General features: G+C 59.3%; 17 protein-coding genes and 4 tRNA genes. 14 read left to right on the top strand and 7 right to left on the bottom strand.

The genetic code is table 11. The features are described 5' to 3' along the window. Positions 1 to 58: 58 nt before the first annotated feature. Positions 59 to 1,498, bottom strand: coding sequence for a dihydropyrimidinase (gene hydA, locus APH41_RS03235; protein WP_034127957.1), 1,440 nt, complete (start codon positions 1,496 to 1,498; stop codon positions 59 to 61). Between the two features lie 593 nt (positions 1,499 to 2,091). On the opposite strand from hydA, the gene APH41_RS03230 reads away from it, so the two are divergent. Further along, positions 2,092 to 3,579 (top strand): NCS1 family nucleobase:cation symporter-1, encoded by a 1,488-nt coding sequence (locus APH41_RS03230; protein WP_054898257.1) that lies wholly within the window; start codon positions 2,092 to 2,094, stop codon positions 3,577 to 3,579. Positions 3,580 to 3,724: 145 nt separating this feature from the next. After that, the gene (locus APH41_RS03225) at positions 3,725 to 5,008 is read left to right on the top strand and encodes a Zn-dependent hydrolase (protein WP_054917386.1); all 1,284 of its coding nucleotides are present in this window, start codon (positions 3,725 to 3,727) and stop codon (positions 5,006 to 5,008) included. A gap of 119 nt (positions 5,009 to 5,127) precedes the next feature. Here APH41_RS03225 and APH41_RS03220 read toward each other — a convergent pair whose 3' ends face one another. The 3 genes from APH41_RS03220 to APH41_RS03210 are packed head-to-tail and all read right to left on the bottom strand — an operon-like array spanning position 5,128 to position 10,907. After that, the gene (locus tag APH41_RS03220; RefSeq protein WP_054917383.1) at positions 5,128 to 6,543 is read right to left on the bottom strand and encodes an efflux transporter outer membrane subunit; all 1,416 of its coding nucleotides are present in this window, start codon (positions 6,541 to 6,543) and stop codon (positions 5,128 to 5,130) included. Continuing rightward, complete coding sequence (locus tag APH41_RS03215) at positions 6,527 to 7,696, bottom strand: efflux RND transporter periplasmic adaptor subunit (RefSeq protein WP_054917381.1); 1,170 nt, start codon at positions 7,694 to 7,696, stop codon at positions 6,527 to 6,529. The genes APH41_RS03220 and APH41_RS03215 overlap by 17 nt, the downstream gene beginning before the upstream one ends. After that, positions 7,686 to 10,907 carry an efflux RND transporter permease subunit gene (locus APH41_RS03210; RefSeq protein ID WP_054917380.1) on the bottom strand — a complete coding sequence of 1,074 codons (3,222 nt, stop codon included), beginning with the start codon at positions 10,905 to 10,907 and terminating at the stop codon, positions 7,686 to 7,688. Before APH41_RS03210 ends, APH41_RS03215 begins: the two co-directional genes overlap by 11 nt. A 206-nt stretch (positions 10,908 to 11,113) precedes the next feature. On the opposite strand from APH41_RS03210, the gene APH41_RS03205 reads away from it, so the two are divergent. Beyond that, positions 11,114 to 11,524, top strand: coding sequence for a hypothetical protein (locus tag APH41_RS03205; RefSeq protein WP_034127951.1), 411 nt, complete (start codon positions 11,114 to 11,116; stop codon positions 11,522 to 11,524). Here the strand turns inward: APH41_RS03205 and APH41_RS28990 are convergent. Continuing rightward, complete coding sequence (locus APH41_RS28990) at positions 11,521 to 11,682, bottom strand: hypothetical protein (protein ID WP_164919344.1); 162 nt, start codon at positions 11,680 to 11,682, stop codon at positions 11,521 to 11,523. The two genes, APH41_RS03205 and APH41_RS28990, sit on opposite strands and share 4 nt — an antisense overlap. Positions 11,683 to 11,894: 212 nt before the next feature. On the opposite strand from APH41_RS28990, the gene APH41_RS03200 reads away from it, so the two are divergent. Next, positions 11,895 to 12,560 (top strand): peptidase C39 family protein, encoded by a 666-nt coding sequence (locus tag APH41_RS03200; RefSeq protein ID WP_054917428.1) that lies wholly within the window; start codon positions 11,895 to 11,897, stop codon positions 12,558 to 12,560. Between the two features lie 52 nt (positions 12,561 to 12,612). On the opposite strand, the gene pbpG is transcribed toward APH41_RS03200, so the two are convergent. Both pbpG and folD read right to left on the bottom strand, forming a co-directional pair. Further along, entirely contained in the window at positions 12,613 to 13,536 is a 924-nt protein-coding gene (gene pbpG, locus APH41_RS03195) for a D-alanyl-D-alanine endopeptidase (protein WP_054917377.1), read from the bottom strand. A 207-nt stretch (positions 13,537 to 13,743) separates the two neighbouring features. Continuing rightward, positions 13,744 to 14,598, bottom strand: coding sequence for a bifunctional methylenetetrahydrofolate dehydrogenase/methenyltetrahydrofolate cyclohydrolase FolD (folD, locus tag APH41_RS03190; protein ID WP_003192259.1), 855 nt, complete (start codon positions 14,596 to 14,598; stop codon positions 13,744 to 13,746). A 275-nt stretch (positions 14,599 to 14,873) separates the two neighbouring features. Between folD and APH41_RS03185 the strand changes: the two genes are divergently transcribed. From APH41_RS03185 to APH41_RS03140, 10 genes are all read left to right on the top strand, one after another. Next, positions 14,874 to 14,950, top strand: a tRNA-Arg gene (locus tag APH41_RS03185). Positions 14,951 to 14,982: 32 nt separating this feature from the next. Continuing rightward, positions 14,983 to 15,058, top strand: a tRNA-His gene (locus tag APH41_RS03180). A gap of 57 nt (positions 15,059 to 15,115) precedes the next feature. Then, a tRNA-Leu gene (locus APH41_RS03175) sits at positions 15,116 to 15,200 on the top strand. 77 nt (positions 15,201 to 15,277) lie between these two features. Further along, positions 15,278 to 15,353: transfer RNA gene (locus tag APH41_RS03170), tRNA-His, on the top strand. A 401-nt stretch (positions 15,354 to 15,754) separates the two neighbouring features. Then, complete coding sequence (gene tig / locus APH41_RS03165; protein ID WP_054917375.1) at positions 15,755 to 17,065, top strand: trigger factor; 1,311 nt, start codon at positions 15,755 to 15,757, stop codon at positions 17,063 to 17,065. 91 nt (positions 17,066 to 17,156) lie between these two features. Further along, positions 17,157 to 17,792, top strand: a complete 636-nt coding sequence (clpP, locus tag APH41_RS03160; protein WP_003192255.1) for an ATP-dependent Clp endopeptidase proteolytic subunit ClpP — start codon at positions 17,157 to 17,159, stop codon at positions 17,790 to 17,792. A 112-nt stretch (positions 17,793 to 17,904) separates the two neighbouring features. After that, on the top strand, positions 17,905 to 19,188 hold the full coding sequence (gene clpX / locus APH41_RS03155) for an ATP-dependent Clp protease ATP-binding subunit ClpX (protein ID WP_003192254.1): 1,284 nt from the start codon (positions 17,905 to 17,907) through the stop codon (positions 19,186 to 19,188). 188 nt (positions 19,189 to 19,376) lie between these two features. After that, entirely contained in the window at positions 19,377 to 21,773 is a 2,397-nt protein-coding gene (gene lon, locus APH41_RS03150) for an endopeptidase La (protein WP_034127948.1), read from the top strand. 149 nt (positions 21,774 to 21,922) lie between these two features. Then, positions 21,923 to 22,195, top strand: coding sequence for an HU family DNA-binding protein (locus APH41_RS03145; protein WP_003174819.1), 273 nt, complete (start codon positions 21,923 to 21,925; stop codon positions 22,193 to 22,195). Positions 22,196 to 22,423: 228 nt separating this feature from the next. Continuing rightward, a complete protein-coding gene (locus APH41_RS03140; protein WP_034127947.1) occupies positions 22,424 to 24,298 on the top strand; it encodes a SurA N-terminal domain-containing protein in 1,875 nt (624 codons plus the stop codon). The last annotated feature ends 154 nt before the right edge of the window (positions 24,299 to 24,452 follow it).

The following is a 24,452-nucleotide window of genomic DNA, read 5'->3' as shown; positions in this document are numbered from 1 at the left end:
TTCCCACGCTCTGCGTGGGAAAGCCTCACTGGACGCTCCGCGTCCGCTTTTTTTGGACTCAGCGGTTCACGGCCACTGGCTTGCAAAGCGCTGCCCGCTTGCTCAACTGCTCGAACACCGAGGGATACGCCGGCCGCTGCACATACCGCCCGGCCCCTCGCTCGGCGCGCAGGTCACCATCGGCCCACACCAGCTTGCCCTGGCTGATGGTGTGGCTGGGCACGCCGCGCACGGTCTTGCCTTCGAAGATGTTGAAGTCCACCTGCTGATGGTGGGTCTTGGCGGAAATGGTCCGCGTGCCCTCGGGGTCCCATAGCACCAGGTCGGCATCGGCGCCTACGCGTATCGCGCCTTTGCGCGGGTAGAGGTTGAAGATCTTCGCGGTGTTGGTGGAGGTCAGCGCGACAAATTCCTGCATCGACAAACGCCCGGTATTGACGCCTTCATGCCACAGCAGCGCCATGCGGTCTTCAATGCCGGCGGTACCGTTGGGGATCTTGCTGAAGTCGTCACGCCCGGCGGCTTTTTGCTCGGCGCAGAAACAGCAGTGATCGGTGGCGGTGGTGTGCAGGTTGCCCGCTTGCAGGCCGTGCCACAGCGCCTCTTGGTGCCCGCGTGGGCGGAATGGCGGGCTCATCACATAGCCGGCGGCGGTCTGCCAGTCGGGGTGCTGGTACACGCTGTCATCGAGCAACAGGTGGCCGGCGAGCACCTCACCGTACACCGCCTGGCCCTTGCCACGGGCATAAGTGATTTCATCCAGGGCTTCCTTTGTCGACACATGCACCAGGTACAGCGGCGTGCCGATGGTCTCGGCAATCCGGATGGCACGGCTGGCCGCTTCGCCTTCCACCTGGGACGGGCGCGACAGCGGATGGGCTTCCGGCCCGGTGATACCCTGGGCCATCAGCTTGCGTTGCAGGTGGTACACCAGCTCGCCATTTTCGGCATGCACCGTGGGCACCGCGCCGAGTTCCAGGCAGCGTTCGAAACTGGCGACCAAGGTGTCATCGGCAGCCATGATCGCGTTCTTGTAGGCCATGAAATGCTTGAAGCTGTTGATGCCGTGATGGCTGACCAGCTCGGCCATTTCCTCGCGTACCTGCTCGCTCCACCAAGTGATCGCTACATGAAACCCGTAGTCGGCGGCAGACTTTTCGGCCCAGCCGCGCCACTGGTGGAAAGCTTCCATCAGCGATTGCTGTGGGTTGGGAATCACGAAGTCGATGATCGACGTGGTACCACCGGCCAAGCCTGCCGCCGTGCCACTGAAAAAGTCTTCACTGGCCACGGTGCCCATGAAGGGCAGTTGCATATGGGTATGGGGGTCAATGCCGCCTGGCATCAAGTATTGGCCGCTGCCATCGAGTATTTCGCAGCCTGCGGGAATATCCAGATTCGTGCCAATGGCGCGAATTAGACCCTCTGCGCATAACACATCGGCGCGGTAACTTTCATCATGGGTAATAACGGTGGCGCCACGGATCAACAGCGACATGTCGAGTTCCTCACAGGCTTGACCGGCTTGTGCCAGTTCTAAGTGTTGTAATGCTGCGTACCGAGGGTCGGTTAATTCCTGTCATCGGTGACAGGAATAGAAACTAGCCCGAGTTTTTCGAATGAGCAAGAAGATTTTTATCAAGCCTTTAATGTTTTTATCTAATTGATTTATAAGGTAAAAATACTATTTTCACCAAAATGAAGCACGCCCACCCTGTTTTGACGCACTTGACAGGTTCTTGATCTGTTCAATATTTCTTATTGCAAATCAGGCGCTTGAGATATGCCGCTTGACGGCGTCGAGAAATAAAAATAATTGTGATGCACCAGTTTGAGACCTGCAGGTTCTGGCAACTTGCGTATTGTTTAGCCTGACGCGTGCGGCAAGTAGCGCAGGCTCAATTGGAAAGCTGATAAACATCAGCAAGTTATACAAGCGGTGCGGGTTCAGAGGGGGGTGTCGGCACGGTTATTGAGTGCACGGGCAGTTGGCCGGAACCCTGGATGTCATGTTGTTGATGCGGTACTCCGGCCACCTGAACCTAGCGTGCAGGTGAGCAACAATAATTTTAAAAAAACCGTGGAGCGGCCATGCAACAGAACAGATCGCAAGTCATCGAGCGCAACGGCCTGTACGAACTCGACGCCGGTCCCGACGTCCTCGACAGCCCTCGCTACAACCACGATATGGCACCTACCAAAGTGCACGAGCGCACCTGGAACAAATGGCACATCACCGCGCTGTGGGTCGGCATGTCGATCTGCGTGCCCACCTACACCCTGGGCGGGGTGCTCACGGCGTATTTCGGGCTGTCGGTGGGGGAGGCGCTGATGGCGATCCTGCTGGCCAATATCGTGGTGTTGATCCCGCTGACCCTCAACGCGTTTCCCGGCACCAAGTACGGCATTCCGTTTCCGGTGCTGTTGCGTTCGTCCTTTGGCATCCTCGGTTCCAACGTACCGTGCCTGATCCGCGCGCTGGTGGCCTGCGGCTGGTTTGGTATCCAGACGATGTTTGGCGGTCTGGCGATCCACCTGTTCCTGGGCTCGATTTTCGACGGCTGGAAAGCCCTCGGCGGTACCGGTGAGGTGATCGGTTTCATGCTGTTCTGGTGCTTGAACCTGTGGGTAGTGCTGCGTGGCGCCGAGTCGATCAAGCGCCTGGAAACCTTGTCGGCGCCGCTGTTGGTCGCCGTAGGAGTTGGTCTGCTGGTATGGGCGATGCCGAACGTGTCCCTCAGCGAGCTCATGGCTATTCCACCCAAGCGCCCCGAAGGCGCCAGCCTCACCGGTTACTTCATGGCGGGGCTTACGGCGATGGTGGGCTTCTGGGCCACCTTGTCACTGAACATTCCCGACTTCAGCCGCTACGCCAACAGCCAGAAAGACCAGATTCTGGGGCAGATCTTCGGCTTGCCGCTGACCATGTTCCTGTTCGCCGCCCTCGGCGTGGTCATGACCGCCGCCTCGGTGAAACTGGTGGGGGTGAGCGTCTCCGATCCGGTGAGCCTGATTGGTCATATCCAGAGCCCGGTGTGGGTGGCCATCGCCATGGCGCTGATCATCGTCGCCACCTTGTCCACCAACACTGCGGCGAACATCGTCTCGCCCACCAACGACTTCCAGAACATCGCGCCCAAGCTGATCAACCGCACTACGGCGGTGATCCTCACCGGCCTGGTAGGGCTGGCGCTGATGGCCCACGAACTGCTGAAAAAACTCGGGCTGATTGTCTCGGACGTCAGCCTGGAAACCGTGTATTCCAATTGGCTGCTGGGCTATTCAAGCCTGCTGGGGCCGATTGCCGGGATCATGGTGGTGGACTATTTCATCACCCGCAGACAACAGTTGGACCTGGCCGGCCTGTACCGCGACGACGTGTACCCGGCCTGGAACTGGAGCGGCTTTGTCGCCTTTGGCGTACCGGTGGTGCTGACGCTGCTGTCGCTGGGCAGCGATGCGTTCAGCTGGTTCTACAGCTACGGCTGGTTCACCGGCTCGGCGTTGGGCGGGGTCTTGTATTACGGGCTCAATGCCAAGCGCGCTAGCAGTCCACTCACCGCCAAATCCCCGTTGTAAACACGGTCCAGGTGGGAGCTGGCTTGCCTGCGATAGCGGACTATCAGTTAAAGCCGTGTCGCCTGACACACCGCTATCGCAGGCAAGCCAGCTCCCACAGTTGACCGCGTTAATTCATAAGAACCTGTAGCCTGAGGAGACCCCCATGAACGCTGCCCTCGACGTTCTGCAATCGACCCATCAGCACATCAACCGCGACCGTCTGTGGCAGTCGCTGATGGACCTGGCCAAACTCGGCGCCACCCCCAAAGGCGGAGTGTGTCGCCTGGCCCTTACCGACCTCGACCGCAAGGCTCGCGATCTCTTCGTGCAGTGGTGTGAAGCGGCGGGTTGCACCGTGACCATCGACGGCATCGGCAATATCTTTGCGCGCCGTCCCGGCCGCAATCCCGACCTGCCACCGGTGATGACCGGCAGCCATATCGACACCCAGCCCACCGGCGGCAAGTTCGACGGTTGCTTCGGCGTGCTGGCCGGTGTGGAAGTGCTGCGCACCCTTAACGACCTGAATGTGGAAACCGAGGCGCCGCTGGAAGTGGTGGTATGGACCAACGAAGAAGGCTCGCGTTTCCCGCCGTGCATGATGGGCTCAGGGGTGTTTGCCGAGAAGTTCACCCTGGCCGATACTCTGGCCAAGGTCGATACGGACGGCGTCAGCGTGGGGGAGGCGTTGAACGCGATTGGTTATGCCGGAACACGGTCGGTCAGCGGGCATAAGGTCGGCGCGTATTTCGAGGCCCATATCGAACAAGGGCCGATTCTGGAGGATGAACACAAAACCATCGGCGTGGTGCTCGGCGCCCTCGGGCAAAAGTGGTTTGACCTGAAGCTGCGCGGTGTTGAAGCCCATGCCGGCCCTACACCCATGCACTTGCGCAAGGATGCCCTGGTAGGCGCGGCAGCGGTGGTGGCCGCCGTGAACGCTGCGGCCTTGGCGCACCAGCCCCATGCATGCGGCACGGTGGGGTGCCTGCAAGCGTATCCGGGATCGCGCAACGTGATTCCCGGTGAGGTGCGCATGACCCTGGATTTTCGTCATCTGGAACCGGCACGGCTGGACTCGATGATTGCCCAGGTGCGTCAGGTGATCGAGGACACCTGCGCCAAACATGGCTTGAGTTTCGACATGCAGCCCACGGCGGACTTCCCGCCGCTGTACTTCGACAAAGGCTGCGTGGAGGCGGTGCGCGATGCCGCCAATGGCTTGGGCTTGTCGAACATGGACATCGTCAGCGGGGCAGGGCACGACGCGATTTTCGTGGCTGAGCTTGGCCCGGCGGGGATGATCTTTGTACCGTGTGAAGGCGGCATCAGCCACAACGAAATCGAAAATGCCGCGCCGGATGACCTGGCGGCAGGGTGTGCGGTGTTGTTGCGCGCGATGGTGGCCGCTTCAGCGGCCATTGCCAGCGGCCAGCTCGCGGCCTGATCGTTCCCACGCTCCGCGTGGGAATGCACCCTGTGACGCTCCGCGTCACGATTTTAGAGGCAGACGCAGAGCGTCCTGAGCGGCGTTCCCACGCAGAGCGTGGGAACGATCAGTGGCTATTAACCCGGCTGCCAGCCGCCGCCGAGTGCGGTCAAAAGTCCCACGCTCGCCTGCAACTGCCGGGTCTGCACCGCCTGCAACGTTCTCTGTGCCTGCAACGCGGCGGTTTGGGCGGTGACCACGTCCAGGTAACTCACCGCCCCGGCCTGATAGCTGTTCATCGCCAAGGCCTGGGTATGTTGCGCCGCCTCTGCGGCCGCTTGTTCGTCCTCGGCTTGCTGCTGCAAATCCCGCAGTTGTGCGAGGTTATCTTCCACCTCGCGCACGGCTTTCAATACGTGGCTACGGTACTGTGCCGAGGCTTCCTCGAATTCGGCCTTGGCCTGGCGCTCGTTGGCGCTCAAGCGTCCGCCATCGAAGATCGGCAGGTTCATCAGCGGCCCCAGTGCCCAATACCGGTTGCCGGCGGACAGCAGGTTGCCAACGCCTTGGGTCTGTCCGCCCAGCACACCGGTCAAACTGAAATCCGGGAACCACGCCGCCTTGGCCACGCCGATCGTTGCGTTGGCCGCAAACACACGACGTTCAGCTGCGGCAATGTCTGGACGACGCTGCAGCAAGTGGCTGGGCAACTGCGCCGGAATGCTTGGCAACGCCATTAGCTGCGGGCTGGGCGGCAATGAAAAATCACTGGCCGTCACGCCCACCAATTCGCCGATGGCATGCTCGGCGAGGTTGCGCTGGCCACGCACTTCGTCCAGCTGCGCCTTGGCTTCGGCCAGTTGGTTTTGCGCGCGGGTCAGGTCCAGTTCCGACGCAATCTGGCCTTCATAACGGCTGCGGGTCAGTTGCAACGCTTGGCTGAAGTCCTGCAACGACGTGTTGAGGATTCGGCCCTGTGCATCCAGCCCATTGAGCTGCACATACAGGCTCGCCAACTGCTGTTGCAGGCTCAGGCGCACCACCGCCAGATCATCAAAGGACGCTTGCGCCTGGGCATCGCCCGCAGCGACCTGGTTGCGGATTCTGCCCCACAGGTCGAGGTCGTAACCCAGGGAGAACCCAGCGGTATTGCTGTTGTACACCGACGGCTGTGTAGTACCGCGTAGCGGTCGTGAATCCGATTGACGTTGGCGCAGCGGTTGCGCGCTGGCGGTGATTTGCGGGAAAAGGCCCGCGTGCAGTTGACTGGCGTAGGCCTGGGACGCATCGAAATGCGCCAGCGCCGCGGCCAGGTCCGGGTTGGCCTTGAGCAGTTGCTGCTGCAGCCCGTTCAGGCGCGAATCGTTGTAAAGCTGCCACCACTGGGGCGCCAGTTGATCCGACGGTTGCGCGCTGTGCCAGGGGCCATCGCTGGTTTGTTCGCGGTAGTGGGCGGGCAGGTCAATCGATGGCACCGTATAGGTGGGCGCCATCGAGCAACCCTGCAACGCCAGCACCATCAGTGCCGCCAGCGGCTTAAGCCTTGGGCGCATGCGTACCTCCCGAGGCGTCGGCCAGTTGCACCGGGTCGCCTTCGCGCAGGGCGTCGGGCGGGTTGTCGATGATGCGGTCAGCAGGCTTCAGGCCTTGGTCGATCACCAGGCGCTCGCCGAGGTCCAGGCCAATATGAATGTCTTGCAGGTGCACATGGTTGCGACCGTCCAGTACCGCAACCTGGGTGCCCTGGGCGCGGAAGATCAAGGCGCTGGCCGGGATGCTCACGCCATGGGTATCGGCCGGAATCGGCAGGGTGACTTCGGCGTAATCGCCTGGCAGCAGTTCGCCGTTGGGGTTGTCGGCAACGAACTGGGCGAGCAGGGTGCCAGAGCGGCGGTCGATGGCAGTGGAGTCACCGATCAGGCGTGCCTTGAAGTGCTCGCCGGGGTGCTCGGGGACGGTCAGTTCGGCCTCAAGGCCCGTATGAATGACCGCTGCATAGTTCTGCGGCACCGGCACGTACAAGCGCAATTGGTGGGTGTCGGCAATGTTGAACAGTTCCGGATCGCTGGCGTTATCGGCCTTGATCAACTGGCCGATGTCCGTGTTGCGGGCAGTGATGGTGCCAGCGAATGGCGCTCGAAGGGTCTTGTAGCTTTCCAGGGCGCACAGTCGTGCGTAGTCGGCTGCCGCGGCTTCGGTGTTGGCCTTGGCGGCTGCGGCGTTGGAGGTTTTCTCATCGGCGTCCTGGCGCGATACCGAATGGCTGGCCAGCAGGTTTTGCCAGCGGGTCGCCGTGGTGGCTGCCAGGCGTGCATTGGCTTGTTGCTGGATCAGGCGGGCATGGGCCTGGGCCAGTTGTTGGTCGAGGTCTGGGCTGTCGATTTCGGCGAGGATTTGCCCGGCCTTGACCTGGGCACCGATGTCGACTTTCCAGTCCTTCAAGTAGCCGCTGACACGCGCATGGATCGCCGCTTTGCTCCATGCCTCCAGGTGGGCGGGCAGGCGCAGGGTTTCACCGCCGGCGTTTGGCTTGGGTTGGAACACCATTACCTGGGGGACGGCGGCGGCTTCGGTCCAGGCGGTGACCGACTGCTCGTGCAGCGTACGCGCGTGCAGGCCGCTGGCGACTAACAGGGCAGCCAACGTCAGGCCACCGACACCCAGGAGCATCAGACGCTTGCGCGAGGGTTTTTGATCAGGCGACATGGGGCGTTTCTCCAGCAGTTGCGCGAGTAGGATGACGACCGTGGACCAGGCTGAAGACCACGGGAACAAACAACAAAGTGGCGATGGTGGCGAAGACCAGGCCACCGATGACCGCCCGGCCGAGCGGGGCGTTCTGCTCCTCGGAAATGGCCAGGGGCAACATGCCGATGATCATTGCCAGGGCAGTCATGCACACCGGGCGAAAGCGCGTATAGCCGGCTTCCAGCGCGGCTTTCAACGCATCGCCATGTTCGGCCAGGCGCTCACGGCAGAAGCTCACCACCAGGATCGAGTTGGCGGTGGCCACGCCCATGCACAAGATGGCGCCGGTGAGTGCTGGCACCGACAACGAGGTGCCACTGAGAAACAGCATCCACACGATGCCCGCCAATGCTGCCGGCAACGCCGTGATGATCACAAAAGGGTCGGCCCACGACTGGAAGTTGACCACGATCAGCAAGTAGATCAGCACCACCGCGCCGAGCAGTCCGAAGCTCAAACCACTGAACGCCTCATGCAGCGCATCGATCTGCCCGTGCAGGCTGATGGTCGCACCTTTGGGGCGCAGGGACGCAGTGTCATCCAGCACCTTTTGCACATCGCGGGCGACGCCGCCCAGGTCGCGGCCTTGCACGTTGGCGTACAGGTCCAGGGTAGGCTCGATGTTGTAGTGAGTCACCACGGCAGGGCTCTGTACCCGGGAGATGGTTGCCACGCCGCCGAGAATTTGCGCCTGCCCATCGGCACCGGTCACTGGCAGCGCTTCCAGGGACGGCAGGCTGTCGAGGCGGTATTGCGGGGTGGCGGCGACGATGGAGTAAGACACGCCGTTGGCCGGGTTGAGCCAGAAGGTCGGCGCGGTTTGCGAGCTGCCGGCGAGGGAGGCGACCATGCTGTTGGTGACGTCACGCTCGGTGATGCCCAGGCCATTGGCGCGCATACGGTCCACGTTTACTTGCAGCGAGGGGTAGCCGGTGGACTGCTGGATGCGCAGGTCGGCAATCCCCGGTACATGTTGCAAGCGCCGTTCAAGCTCGACGGCATAGGCGCGGTTTTCTGCGTCATTGCGCCCGGAGATTTTGACGTCCAGAGGGGCGGGAGCGCCGAAGTTGAGGATCTGGCTGCTGATGTCGGCGGGCAGGAACGCAAAGTGGCTGCCGGGGAAACTTTGCGGCAGGGCTTCACGCAGTTTTTTCACATAGTCGGCGGTGGGCGCGTGGTGCGTTTTCAAGCTGACCTGGATGTCACCGTCCTGCGGGCCGATGGTGCCGCTGCTGCTGTAGGCCATGTCGATGCCGCTGAGCGGAATGCCAATATTGTCGACGATGGTGTCCAGTTCTTCGGCCGGGATAACCTCGCGAATCCGTGCTTCGATGCGATCGAACGCCGCGGCGCTTTCTTCGATGCGCGTGCCCAGTGGCAAGCGCACATGCAGGGCCAAGGCACCCGCATCGGTGGCCGGGAAAAAGTCCTGGCCCAGGCTCGGCAACAGCAGGAACGACGCGAGTACGCAGGCCAGGAACCCGACAATGAAGCGCTTGCGTGCGCCCAGCGCCAGCGTCAGCAGGCCATGGTAGGTGTCGCGGATATTGGAAAAGTGCCGTTCGAATCCCTGTTGAAAATTCAGCACCGATTGCAGCAACGCATTGCGCGGCCTCAAGTGCTGTTCACCCTCGTGGTGATTGATGAATGCATCTTCCGGATGATGCCCCGCGCCTGCCTCCGGCCTATGTGGTTTGAGCAAATACATCGCCAGCGTCGGCACCAGGGTACGCGAGAGAATGAACGAACTGGCCATGGCAAAGATCACCGCCAGCGCCATTGGCCGGAACAGGTAACCGGCGATGCCTTGCAGCAAAAACATCGGCACGAACACGATGCAGATGCACAACAGCGAGACGAAAGCCGGGCCGACGATTTGCGCGGCGCCGTCGAGAATCGCGGCCTTCACCGCCTTGCCTTGCTCCAGGTGCCAGTTGATGTTCTCGATGGTCACCGTGGCGTCGTCCACCAGGATGCCCACCGCCAACGCCAGCCCGCCCAATGTCATCACGTTGAGGGTTTGCCCACTGACGGCCAACAGCGCGATGGCCGACAGCACTGCCAGGGGAATCGACGCGGCGATGATCAAGGTCGAGCGCCAACTGCCGAGAAACAGCAGGATCATCGCACTGGTGAGCAGTGCGGCAATGATGCCTTCCTGGGCCACGCTGCCCACCGACTGCTTGACGAACACCGAGGCATCGCCCAGCAGCGAGGTTTTCAGCGACGGTGGCAAGGTTTCGTTGATGCGCGGCAGCATCTGCCGGATACCGTCGATGATCGACAGCGTGGAGATGCTGCCGTTTTTCAGCGCCGGCATCAGCACGGCGCGATGGCCGTCGACCCGCACGATATTCGTTTGCGGTGGTGAACCGTCGCGCACATGGGCCACTTGGCCGATGGTGATCAGCGCACCGTCGACGGTCTTGATCGGCAAGTCGTTGAGCTCATCAATCGCCTTGGGGCTGTTGTTGAGCAGGATCGTGTATTCGTTGGGGCCGAGCTTGGCGGTGCCCACCGGGATGATCTGGTTCTGCAGCGCCAGGGCGGTGCCCACGTCCTGGGCCGACAAGCCTTTGGCGGCCAGGGCTTGAGGGTCGAGGTCGAGGGTGATCTGCCGTTGCTTGCCACCCATTGGGGTGGGCATGGCCAGGCCGGGCAGGGCGCTCAAGGGCAGGCGGATATTGTTCTGCACCAGGTCGCGAATTTTGGCTTCCGAAAGGCTGGGGCTGGAGAACGCCATTTGCAGGATCGGCACCGTGGAGGCGCTGTAGTTGAGGATCAGCGGCGGGGTGATGCCCGGTGGCATTTGCTTGAGCACGGTTTGTGACACCGCCGTGACCTGGGCATTGGCGGTACGGATATCGACGCCAGGCTGGAAGAAGATCTTGACGATGCCCATGCCGGGCAACGATTGCGACTCGATATGTTCGATGTCGTTGACGGTGGTGCTCAGGGAGCGTTCGTAGGTGTAGATCACCCGGCCGGCCATGGCGTCCGGAGACAGGCCGTTGTACTGCCACACCACGGCGACCACGGGAATGCCGATATCGGGAAAAACATCCGTGGGCGTACGCAGGGCCGCCATCGGCCCGATGATGCAGATGAATATAGCCAGCACGATGAAGGTGTACGGCTTGTGCAGTGCGGTCTTTACCAGCCCGAGCATGCGTGAGTCTCCGAGAAGAGCAGGATTGCAAACCCCGGCAGTCTTGACCGACCCACCTAACACGCACCTTTCAGCCAGGTGAAGGAAGTTTTAGTCAAGGGCTGAAGATACTTTCATAGGGATTCATTTGTTCCAGGAAGGGCGGCTCATCAAGCTTGTCAGCCATCGGATACGAGCTTTTCATTCATGCCCTTTGGAGCCCTGTCATGTCACTCAAACCACTGTTGTTAGTTCCCGTCCTTGGCTTTGTCTGTTTACTGTCGGCCTGCGCCGGCCCGATCCCCAAGGCGGACCCCAGCGAAGCCTGGATCGGCTTGCAGGAAGAAGCGCCGAATGACCTGATGGCCGAGCGTGTCGATGGCAAGCGGGTGGACGATGGGCGCTATTTTGAGGTGACCCCGGGTGACCATCGCCTGGACGTGACTTTATTTGAAGACGAGCCGGGTGATGACAACCAGCAGGACTGCCAGGGCCGCATCGAGTACAAGCATTTCAAGGCAGGTGAGCACTACACCCTGGTGGAGTCGAGCCTGGGCACCACGGTGCGTGCGTCTCTTGAGGACGGCCACGGCAAGGAAATTGCCGCGACCCAGGACTTCAATTGCATGCCTGGCTAGGCGTGATGCGCCGTCGCCTTGTGCGGTTCTGCGGGTGCAGCAGGTTTGACGTGGGGGTGATGATGCCGGCGCGTCACGCGCATGACTCCCCACAGCATGGCGGCGGCGACGGCCAGCCAACCACAGATCAACAGGAAAATCGTTGTCGCAAGGCTCATTCGGGCCTCCTTTCGCCCACTTGGGGCACACACAGTCTTCTCAATGGACAGTCTAGTCAGCTGGCGGTTGCCTGCTATTGACCAATGGTCGAGTCGGTCCAACTTCTTTGCTCTATCAGCGCCGCTTTACTGAGCCAGTGGGCTATACCGGCGGGGCGGGGCGCCCTATGATCGGAGGCCTTTACCGGCAGTTGATCAAGAGAGTGAAAAAATTGCGCTTACGGTCGAACCTTAAAACCTCCTTGCTGCTCGCCGCTGCCCTTGGGCTGGCGGCCTGTGCCAGCAGCACACCATCGAAACTGCCAGGCTTGCCGGAGCGCGTTGAACTCACTGGCGTGCCGACCTTTCGCAGCGAGGCTTATCAGAGCGGTCCTACGGCACTTGCCAGCATGCTGTCGCAACAAGGCATTGTCATGACACCGGGTTTGCTTGATAAACCGCTGCACCTGCCCGGCGCCGAGGCGGACCTTGAGCGCAACATGCAAGTGTTGGCACGTGAATACGGGCTGATGGTGTATCCACTGGAGGCCAAGCTGACCGCCGTGCTGGCGCAGGTGGCGGCGGGTTACCCAGTGATGGCGCGGATCAACGCCAGTTATTGGTCCGGGGCGCGCTATGTCGTGGTGGTGGGGTTCAACCAACAGAAGAGTACGGTGCTGTTGCGCTCTGGCAACGAGCGCCGGCTGATCATGCGCTTCAGCGACTTCGAGTCGGCGTGGGCGAGCGCGGGCCATTGGGCCATTCTGACCCAGCGCCCGAGCCAGTTGCCGGCCAATGTGGACGTGCAGCGCTGGCGCGAAGCGGCCAATGCCACGGGGCAGGCGGGGCAGGAGCAAGCGGCGGCCCAAGCGCTCAAGGTGTTGGCAGAGAAGAAGTGAAGCTCAAATAATGTGGGAGCGGGCAAGCCCGCTCCCACACTAAAACCGTTGCTTATCGACGTACTTCCGTAGCGGTCGCTCGGTTCTTGAGGTTTTTATCGGCCTTGTAACGCAGCGCTACATCAGGCACTGCGCCGCCTTTGCCGGTCTCGACCCAGCTACGAATACGGCTGGCATCGGCAAAATGGGTGAACTTGCCAAAGGCATCCAGAATCACCAGCGACACCGGGCGATTGCCCATGCTCGTCACCAACACCAGGCAATGGCCGGCCTGGTTGGTGAAGCCGGTCTTGGTCAGCTTGATATCCCAGTTGGCGCGGTTGATCAGGTGATCGGTGTTGGAGAAGCCCAAGGTGTAATTAGGCTTGCGGAACGACACGTTCTTTTCCTTGGTGGTGCTCAACTGGCTCAGCATCGGAAACTTGCGCGCATAGGCCAGCAGCTTGCTCAGGTCGCGGGCGGTCGACACGTTATGGATCGACAGGCCGGTGGGCTCCACGTAGTGGGTGCTGGTCATGCCCAGGGACTTGGCCTTGGCGTTCATCGCGGCAATGAAGGCCGCGTAACCGCCTGGATAGTGGTGGGCGAGGCTGGCGGCGGCGCGGTTTTCCGAAGACATCAGCGCGATCAGCAGCATTTCCTTGCGTGGCATCTGGCTGCCGATCTTCACCCGGGAGAACACGCCTTTCATCTCGGGCGTGTCGGTGATGTTGATGTCGATGTACTCGTCCATATTCTGCTTGGCTTCGAGGACGATCAGGCCAGTCATCAGCTTGCTCACCGAGGCGATAGGTACCACCACGTCAGGGTTGCTGGAATAAATGACTTTATTGGTCTGCAAGTCGACCAGCATGGCGCTGCCGGAGGCGATCTGCAGCTTGGAGGCGTCACGCGGGGCCAGGGTGGATTCGGCAGCGTGGGCGAAGGTGCCTGTTATCGCAAAAAACAGGCTGACAATAGAAAGACGAATTTTCACGCGGATGAACTCGCTAAAAAGTAAGGAAATGCCGTTGTAGAACGGGACTTAAGACAAATGACGTTACATTTTAGGAGTATGGATGAAGAACTGTCGAATGTTCTTCTAGAACCAGACGAAAGTGCCTAAAAACTAAGAAAAAACGGTTTTTTTACGGGCAATAAAAAGCCCTGCGCTAAGGCAGGGCTTTTTCATCACCTCTGGTTATTAACCGTGCAGCGTTTCCGCTGCATATAAGGTGTTTTCCAGCAAGCAGGCCCGGGTCATCGGCCCGACACCGCCGGGGACCGGCGTGATCCAGCCTGCTCGGGGCAGGGCGGTTTCATACACCACGTCGCCCACCAACTTGCCGTCTTCCTGGCGGTTGATACCCACGTCAATAACGATGGCGCCTTCCTTGATCCACTCACCCTTGACCAGGCCCGGCTTGCCGGCGGCGACTACCACCAGGTCGGCACGGCCGACGTGGCCGGCGAGGTCCTTGGTGAAGCGATGGGTGACGGTCACGGTGCAGCCGGCCAGCAGCAGCTCCATGGCCATCGGGCGACCGACGATGTTCGATGCGCCCACCACCACAGCGTCAAGGCCGTACAGGTCGACACCGGTGCTTTCCAGCAGCGTCATGATGCCTTTAGGCGTGCATGGGCGCAGCAGGGGAATGCGTTGGGCCAGGCGGCCGACGTTATAAGGGTGGAAACCGTCGACGTCTTTGTCCGGGCGGATGCGCTCAAGCAGTTTGGAGGCGTCCAAATGCTCTGGCAGCGGCAGTTGCAGGAGGATGCCGTCCATGCCCGGGTCATCGTTGAGGCTGTCAATCAGGTCGGTCAGGGCCTGTTGAGTAGTGTCCGAAGGCAAGTCGTAGGCCTTGGAAATAAAGCCGACCTCTTCACAGTCTTTACGCTTGTGCGAGACATAAACCTGAGAGGCAGGATCGCTGCCGACCAGGATCACCGCGAGGCCAGGCGTGCGCAGGCCTTGCTGGCTGCGCTCGGTGACTCGTTTGGCGATCTGCTGGCGCAGGCTGGCGGCGATTGATTTGCCGTCGATAAGTTGTGCAGTCATTACGCGTGATTAACCATCGAGAGGGGGAAGAAAAGTGCGCGCATTCTCGCATGCCAAGGCGCGAGGGCAAAGGCGCTTGGTCTGCAAATTGCCCTAACCCCTTAAATAAAATCAGTTTTTTTCAAAAAAGATTTGACGGGTTTCCAGGGCATCTATACTATTCGTCGCACTTGTCGGGCACAGCCTAGCACTGGTTAAGAAGGTCGAGCAGAATAGTTGTACTGCAAGGCTGGAAGCACTTAGTTTGTAATCCTCCAAGAGTACAGATTAATAAGGCGCCCGTAGCTCAGCTGGATAGAGCATCCGCCTTCTAAGCGGATGGTCGCAGGTTCGAGTCCTGCCGGGTGCGCCATTAGGCAGCTTTGGCACAAGTAGCGCTATATGGTGGGCGTAGCTCAGTTGGTAGAGCACGGGATTGTGACTCCCGTTGTCGAGGGTTCGATCCCCTTCGTCCACCCCATATTCTGAAAGGCGCCAGATTTAACAGTCTGGCGCCTTTGCTTTAAGAGCTTCAAGCGCGGATGTGGTGGAATTGGTAGACACACTGGATTTAGGTTCCAGCGCCGCGAGGCGTAAGAGTTCGAGTCTCTTCATCCGCACCAATTAAAGCTTTTCCCGGTCGTCAGGCGGGGCAGGGCTCAACAAAGAAGTGGTTTGGTTTCTTTGTTAACGCAATATGGTGGGCGTAGCTCAGTTGGTAGAGCACGGGATTGTGACTCCCGTTGTCGAGGGTTCGATCCCCTTCGTCCACCCCATATTCGAAAGGCGCCAGATTTAACAGTCTGGCGCCTTTTTTGGTTTTGGCGGTTTGAGATTGGGTGGTTGCAGGTGCTGGGCTGCCCCGGCAGGGCGTGTCGTCGTATTTATGTATCTCGATGATGCCGCGTTGCTTGCTCGCCTTGTTCGCAGGGCGGGCCGTCAGGGAGATGAATGGTTGTTCCTTCTATATATAGAGAGGGGCGGCGCAGAGCCCTGGCGCAATTTGGCTGTATTTGTCACCGGGGCGAGGTACTTCAGTGCTTTCGTACCGATAAATTGCCGGCTGTTTTTCGCGGTGTTTTCAGTAGGGTGACTTCTTGAGTTTGACCCACTAGAATGCATGCCCTTGATTGGGGTCGGAAATGGCCGGCTAATGTCTGTGCAACGAGGAATATCCATGCAAGTTTCTGTTGAAAATACTACTGCTCTCGAGCGCCGCCTGAGCATCACCGTGCCGGCAGAGCGTATCGAGACTGCGGTCAACAAGCGTCTGCAGCAGACTGCCCAAAAGGCCAAGATCGCTGGTTTCCGTCCAGGCAAAGTGCCTATGAGCGAAATCAAGCGTCGTTTTGGTGCCGATGCGCGCCAGGAAGCTGTAGGTGACGTGATCCAGGCTTCCTTCTACGAAGCCGTTGTCGAGCAGAAGCTGAACCCGGCTGGCTCGCCTTCGATCGAGCCCAAGTCCCTGGAAGCGGGCAAGGACCTGGAATACGTTGCCGTATTCGAAGTGTTCCCGGAATTTGAAGTGGCCGGTTTCGACGGTATCGAAATCGAGCGTCTGAGCGCCGAAGTGGCTGATTCGGACCTGGACAACATGCTGGAAATCCTGCGCAAGCAGAACACTCGTTTTGAAGTGGCCGACCGTGCCGCCCAGAACGAAGACCAACTGAACATCGATTTCGTTGGCAAGGTTGACGGCGAAGTCTTCGCTGGCGGCTCCTCCAAGGGCACTCAGCTGGTGCTGGGTTCCAACCGCATGATCCCTGGTTTCGAAGACGGCCTGGTTGGCGCCAAAGCCGGCGAAGAGCGCGTTCTGAACCTGACTTTCCCTGCTGACTACCAGAACCTGGACCTGGCTGGCAAAGCCGCCGAGTTCACCGTTACCGTCAACAGCGTTTCCGAGCCTAAGCTGCCAGAGCTGAACGAAGAGTTCTTCGCCCAGTTCGGCATCAAGGAAACCGGCATCGAAGGCTTCCGCACCGAAGTTCGCAAGAACATGGAGCGTGAGCTGCGCCAGGCTATCAAGTCCAAGGTCAAGAACCAGGTCATGGACGGTCTGCTGGCCGCCAACCCGATCGAAGTGCCTAAGGCCCTGCTGTCCAACGAAGTGGATCGCCTGCGCGTTCAAGCGGTTCAGCAGTTTGGTGGCAACATCAAGCCTGACCAACTGCCGGCCGAGCTGTTCGAAGAGCAAGCCAAGCGCCGCGTTGTGCTGGGCCTGATCGTGGCCGAGGTGGTCAAGCAGTTTGACCTCAAGCCAGACGAAGACCGCGTTCGCGAAATGATCCAGGAAATGGCTTCGGCCTACCAGGAGCCTGAGCAGGTCGTGGCTTGGTACTACAAGAACGAGCAGCAGATGAACGAAGTACGTTCGGTTGTGCTGGAAGAACAAGTTGTGGATACTGTTCTGCAGAAGGCTAAGGTGACCGATAAAGCGGTCTCTTACGAAGAAGCAGTCAAACCGGCGGAAGCAGCACAAGCCGACTGATTGTCCAACTCGTTGGAAATTCAACCATAAGCCAGCCTCGCGCTGGCTTATGCGTTTTCAAGACATGACTATTTGGGAGTAACTGCAGAGCATGTTCCGTAATTCCTATATTCAGCAGAACTCTGATATCCAGGCCGCAGGCGGCCTGGTCCCGATGGTTGTCGAGCAGTCCGCTCGTGGCGAACGCGCCTACGACATCTACTCGCGCCTGCTCAAGGAGCGAGTGATCTTTCTGGTTGGCCCGGTAGAGGACTACATGGCCAACCTGATTTGTGCGCAATTGCTGTTCCTTGAAGCGGAAAACCCGGACAAGGACATCCATCTCTACATCAACTCACCGGGCGGTTCGGTGACTGCGGGCATGTCGATCTACGACACCATGCAGTTCATCAAGCCAAACGTGTCGACCACCTGTATTGGCCAGGCGTGCAGCATGGGCGCCTTCCTGCTGACCGCGGGTGCCGAAGGCAAGCGTTTCTGCCTGCCGAACTCGCGTGTGATGATTCACCAGCCACTGGGCGGTTTCCAGGGCCAGGCGTCGGACATCGAAATCCACGCCAAGGAAATCCTCTTCATTCGTGAGCGTCTCAACACGCTGATGGCCAAGCACAGCGGGCGCACCCTGGAAGAAATCGAGCGCGATACCAACCGTGACAATTTCATGAGCGCTGAAGCCGCCAAGGAATACGGGTTGATCGACGCAGTGATCGACAAGCGCCCCGCTTAATATAAGCCGCTCAAAATAGGGCTGGTCGGCATGTCCGACCACTGGCGGGCTTGAAAAAGCCCGCATAAGCCTTCATCTTGTGTTGCAAGCCTATCGGATTTGGATCGAACGAATGACTGACACCCGCAACGGCGAGGACAACGGCAAGCTGCTCTATTGCTCCTTCTGTGGCAAAAGCCAGCATGAAGTACGCAAATTGATTGCCGGCCCCTCGGTGTTTATCTGCGACGAATGCGTCGACCTGTGCAATGACATCATCCGTGAGGAGGTGCAGGAAGCCCAGGCCGAGAGCAGTGCGCATAAATTACCTTCGCCTAAAGAAATCAGCGGCATCCTTGACCAGTACGTCATTGGTCAAGAGCGTGCAAAGAAGGTTCTGGCCGTAGCGGTGTACAACCACTACAAGCGCTTGAACCAGCGTGACAAGAAAGGTGACGAGGTTGAACTTGGCAAGAGCAACATCTTGCTGATCGGTCCTACAGGCTCGGGTAAAACCCTGCTTGCAGAAACCCTCGCTCGCCTGTTGAACGTTCCGTTCACCATCGCCGACGCCACCACCCTCACCGAGGCTGGCTACGTGGGTGAAGATGTCGAGAACATCATTCAGAAACTGCTGCAGAAGTGCGACTACGACGTAGAGAAGGCCCAGATGGGTATTGTCTACATCGACGAGATCGACAAGATCTCGCGCAAGTCGGACAACCCGTCGATCACCCGGGACGTTTCCGGTGAAGGCGTGCAGCAGGCCCTGTTGAAACTGATCGAAGGCACGGTTGCTTCCGTTCCGCCACAAGGCGGCCGCAAGCACCCGCAGCAGGAATTCCTTCAGGTTGATACGCGCAACATCCTGTTCATTTGTGGCGGTGCGTTCTCCGGTCTGGAGAAGGTGATTCAGCAGCGTTCCACCCGTGGCGGCATTGGTTTCAGTGCGGAAGTGCGTAGCAAGGAAGAAGGCAAGAAGGTGGGCGAGTCCCTGCGTGAAGTCGAGCCTGACGATCTGGTCAAGTTCGGTCTGATCCCGGAATTCGTTGGCCGTCTGCCGGTCCTGGCGACGTTGGACGAGTTGGATGAGGCGGCTTTGATCCAGATCCTCACCGAGCCGAAAAACGCCCTGACCAAGCAATACGGCAAATTGTTCGAGATGGAAGGTGTAGACCTCGAGTTCCGTACCGATGCGCTGAAATCGGTGGCCAAGCGGGCACTGGAGCGCAAGACCGGTGCACGTGGCCTGCGTTCTATTCTCGAAGGCGTGTTGCTCGACACCATGTACGAAATCCCCTCGCAGTCCGAGGTGAGTAAAGTGGTGATCGACGAAAGCGTGATCGAAGGCAAATCCAAGCCACTGTATATCTACGAAAACAGTGAGCCGGCTGCCAAGGCTGCACCCGACGCGTAAGCGTTCAGCAGTTGCGGTACAAGCAAGGGGCCTCTAGGGGCCCCTTGTTTTTTGGGGGCTTTTCTCGGAGCGGTGGTTAAATTCGCGTGTATTCATGCGTTTAACTACTGGCATTGAGCTTGTTTTTTTTGCATGTAACCCCCATCTTGGTTTCAAGCTTATTTTTGAACTGTCATAGAGGCGAAATCATGAAGACAACCATCGAATTGCCTCTCCTGCCGTTGCGTGATGTCGTCGTCTATCCGCACATGGTTATCCCGCTGTTCGTGGGGCGCGAGAAGTCTATCGAAGCCCTCGAGGCCGCGATGACGGGCGACAAGCAAATCCTGCTGTTGGCCCAGAAGAATCCTGCTGATGATGATCCAGGTGAAGATGCCCTGTATCGCGTCGGCACCATTGCCACTGTCCTGCAATTGCTCAAACTGCCCGATGGCACCGTCAAGGTGTTAGTCGAAGGTGAGCAGCGCGGCGCCGTAGAGCGTTTCATGGAGGTGGATGGCCACCTGCGTGCAGAAGTGGCGCTGATCGACGAAGTCGAAGCCCCGGAGCGTGAGTCCGAGGTGTTCGTGCGCAGCCTGCTCTCGCAGTTCGAGCAGTATGTGCAACTGGGCAAAAAAGTTCCGGCTGAAGTCCTGTCGTCCCTCAACAGCATTGATGAGCCAAGCCGCCTGGTCGACACCATGGCCGCCCACATGGCGCTGAAGATCGAGCAGAAGCAAGACATCCTCGAAATCATCGACCTGTCGGCCCGTGTCGAACACGTGCTGGCGTTGCTGGATGGCGAAATCGACCTGCTGCAGGTTGAGAAACGCATCCGTGGCCGTGTGAAGAAGCAGATGGAGCGTAGCCAGCGCGAGTACTATCTGAATGAGCAGATGAAGGCCATTCAGAAAGAACTCGGTGACGGCGAGGAGGGCCACAACGAAATCGAAGAGCTGAAGAAGCGTATCGATGCCGCTGGCCTGCCCAAAGACGCCCTGACCAAGGCCACCGCGGAGCTGAACAAGCTCAAGCAGATGTCGCCGATGTCGGCCGAAGCCACCGTGGTGCGCTCGTATATCGACTGGTTGGTGCAAGTGCCGTGGAAAGCCCAGACCAAGGTGCGCCTGGACCTGGCCCGTGCTGAAGAGATCCTCGACGCTGACCATTACGGCCTGGAAGAGGTCAAGGAGCGCATCCTTGAGTACCTCGCCGTGCAAAAGCGTGTGAAAAAAATCCGCGGGCCGGTGCTGTGCCTGGTCGGGCCTCCAGGTGTGGGTAAAACATCCCTGGCGGAATCGATTGCCAGCGCGACTAACCGCAAGTTCGTGCGCATGGCCTTGGGTGGCGTGCGTGACGAAGCGGAAATCCGTGGTCATCGCCGTACCTACATCGGTTCGATGCCAGGAAGATTGATTCAAAAGATGACAAAGGTGGGTGTACGCAACCCGCTGTTCCTGCTCGATGAAATCGACAAAATGGGCAGCGATATGCGTGGCGATCCGGCGTCGGCCTTGCTCGAAGTGCTTGATCCCGAGCAAAACCATAATTTCAACGACCATTACCTGGAAGTCGACTACGACTTGTCTGACGTAATGTTCTTGTGCACCTCCAACTCCATGAACATTCCGCCAGCCTTGCTGGATCGGATGGAGGTGATTCGTCTGCCGGGCTACACCGAAGACGAGAAGATCAACATCGCAGTCAAGTACCTGGCGCCCAAGCAGATTTCGGCGAACGGCCTGAAGAAGGGCGAGATCGAATTCGAGGTCGAGGCGATCCGTGACATCGTGCGCTACTACACCCGCGAGGCCGGTGTACGGGGCCTTGAGCGCCAGATCGCGAAGATCTGCCGCAAGGCGGTGAAGGAGCACGCGCTGGAAAAACGCTTCTCTGTGAAGGTAGTTGCCGATTCCCTGGAACACTTCCTGGGCGTGAAGAAATTCCGCTACGGCCTGGCCGAGCAACAGGATCAGGTCGGCCAGGTGACTGGTTTGGCGTGGACTCAGGTGGGTGGCGAATTGCTCACCATCGAAGCTGCGGTGATTCCGGGCAAAGGCCAATTGATCAAGACCGGTTCCCTGGGGGACGTGATGGTCGAATCCATTACCGCCGCGCAGACCGTGGTGCGCAGCCGCGCCCGCAGCCTGGGCATCCCGCTGGACTTCCACGAGAAGCACGACACCCATATCCACATGCCGGAAGGGGCGACCCCTAAAGACGGCCCTAGCGCTGGCGTAGGCATGTGCACGGCGCTGGTATCAGCGTTGACCGGCATTCCTGTACGCGCCGATGTGGCGATGACCGGGGAAATTACCCTGCGTGGTCAGGTATTGGCGATCGGTGGTCTGAAAGAGAAATTACTCGCTGCGCACCGGGGTGGAATCAAGACCGTGATCATTCCTGAAGAGAATGTTCGCGACTTGAAGGAAATTCCTGACAATATCAAGCAGGATCTTCAGATTAAACCGGTTAAATGGATTGACGAGGTCCTGCAAATTGCGCTGCAATACGCGCCGGAGCCCTTGCCGGATGTGGTCCCGGAGATAGTCGCGAAGGACGAAAAACGCGAGTCCGATTCCAAGGAAAGAATTAGCACGCATTAATGTGTTGGAGCCTGGGGGGCTTCCTTGACAGCTTTTTAGAGCCCTTGTTATAAAGCGGCTCTTAAGTGTCTGTAGGCCATTCAGCACTGGTTTTGCTTTTTACCAAAAAACTTAGAATCATACTCAATAGATATATAAGGGGACTTAGAGTGAACAAGTCGGAACTGATTGATGCTATCGCTGCATCCGCTGATATCCCGAAAGCTGCTGCTGGCCGTGCGCTGGACGCAGTAATCGAATCCGTCACTGGCGCTCTGAAGGCCGGCGACTCCGTGGTACTGGTAGGCTTCGGTACTTTCTCTGTGACTGACCGCCCAGCTCGCACTGGCCGTAACCCACAGACCGGCAAAGCACTGCAAATCGCTGCTGCCAAGAAACCAGGTTTCAAAGCCGGTAAAGCCCTGAAAGAAGCCGTTAACTAAGCTTCGTTCAAGCCTTTGCTTACCCGGGTCGGACGCAGGTCTGGCCTGGCAGCGGAGCGGTAGCTGACCCACGTATCGGGTCGCCACGCCGGGGGTGCAGATTCGAACCCCCGTCCGCTCCGCCAGTTACGAGAAGGCGCATCCTCGGATGCGCCTTTCTTCTATCCGGACTCTACCCACGCTCCACGGTTGCCTAATTTTTGAAGTTCAACCGTTTCTGGGGGACGCATGCTGCAAAATATCAGGGACAATTCACAAGGCTGGATTGCCAAGACCATTATCGGGATCATCGTCGCTTTGATGGCGTTCACCGGTATCGAAGCCATTTTCCAGGCTTCGGGTAATAACAAGCAGGACGTGGCCAAGGTCAATGGTGAAGAAATCACCCAGACCGAACTGAGCCAGGCCGTCGATATGCAACGGCGCCAGCTGATGCAACAGTTGGGCAAGGATTTCGATGCTTCCCTGCTGGACGAAAAACTGCTGCGCGATGCTGCCCTCAAGGGCCTGATCGACCGCAAGCTGCTGCTGCAAGGTGCTGCCGATTCCAAGTTCGGCTTCTCGGAAGCGGCGCTGGACCAGGTGATCCTGCAGACGCCGGAATTCCAGGTGGACGGCAAGTTCAACGCCGAACGCTTTGACCAGGTGATCCGTCAGCTGGGCTATAGCCGCATGCAATTCCGTCAAATGCTGACCCAGGAAATGCTGATCGGCCAGGTTCGCGCAGGCATCGCCGGCAGCGGTTTTGTGACCGACGCCGAGGTGCTGGCATTTGCCCGTCTGGAAAAACAGACCCGCGACTTCGCTACCGTCAACATCAAGGCTGACCCTGCGGCGGTGAAACTCACCGACGACGAGGTCAAGGCCTACTACGACCAGCACGCCAAAGAGTTCATGACCCCGGACCAGGTGGTCATCGACTATCTGGAGTTGAAGAAGTCTTCCTTCTTCGACCAGGTCAGCGTCAAGGACGATGAGCTGCAGGCTGCCTACGAGAAGGAAACCGCCAACCTCGCTGAACAGCGTCGTGCCGCGCATATCCTGATTGAAGTCAACGACAAGGTCACCGAGGCGCAAGCCAAGGCCAAGATCGAAGACATCCAGGCGCGCCTGGCCAAGGGTGAGAAGTTCGAAGCCCTGGCCAAGGAGTTCTCCCAGGACCCAGGTTCGGCCAACAATGGCGGTGACCTCGGCTTTGCCGGCCCTGGCGTTTATGACCCGGACTTCGAAACCGCGCTGTACGGCTTGAAGCAAGACCAGGTGTCGGCGCCAGTGCGCACTACCTTCGGTTGGCATCTGATCAAGTTGCTGGGCGTTGAAGCGCCTGAGGTGCCATCGTTCGCCAGCCTGAAAGACAAGCTGACCCGCGAGCTCAAGGCACAGCAGGTTGAACAGCGTTTTGTCGAAGCGACCAAGCAATTGGAAGATGCGGCATTCGAAGCCTCTGACCTGGCCCAGCCGGCGTCTGACCTGAAGCTGACCGTCCACACTTCCGCGCCGTTTGGCCGTGAAGGTGGCGAAGGTGTTGCGGCCAACCGTGCCGTGGTCACTGCAGCCTTCAGCCCGGAAGTGCTGGATGAAGGTGCAAACAGCAGCGCTATCGAGCTGGACCCGGAAACCATCATCGTGCTGCGTGCCAAAGAGCATCTCAAGCCGGCCCAGTTGCCGCTGGAGAACGTCGCTGCGGCCATTCGCACCCAGATGACCAAGGAGCGCGCGAGCGCTGCCGCCAAAGCCCATGCCGACGAGTTGATCGCCAGCCTGCGTGATGGCAAGACCGCGCTGGACCAGCCGGTTGACGGCCAGGCCTGGAAGGTGACTGAGGCAGCTACCCGTGGTCAGGACTCCATCGACCCGGCCGTGCTGCAAGCCTTGTTCCGCATGCCCAAGCCTGCGGCCAAGGACAAGCCGACCTTCACCACCGTGACCCTGCGCGATGGCAGCCTGGTGATCGTGCGCTTGAACGGCGTGAACGAAGCAGCGGCCCCTACGGACGAAGAAAAAGCGCAATACCGCCGCTTCCTCGCTTCCCGTATTGGCCAGCAGGACTTCGCGGCCTACCGCAAGCAGCTGGAAACCCAGGCAGACATCAAGAAGTATTGATGCCGGCCTGAATAAAAAGACCCCGACCTGAAAAGGCCGGGGTCTTTTTTTGCCCTTGATAAAGCGGCTACTCAGTTAAATGGGACTGTCACTGTGGCGAGGGAGCTTGCTCCCGTTGACTGCGCAGCAGTCCCGGCTTTTTAGGGCCGCTTCG

It is taken from the genome of Pseudomonas sp. NBRC 111138, assembly GCF_001320835.1.
GTDB classification, from domain to species: Bacteria; Pseudomonadota; Gammaproteobacteria; order Pseudomonadales; family Pseudomonadaceae; genus Aquipseudomonas; species Aquipseudomonas paracarnis.
This window is presented reverse-complemented; position numbering and strand designations above follow the sequence as displayed.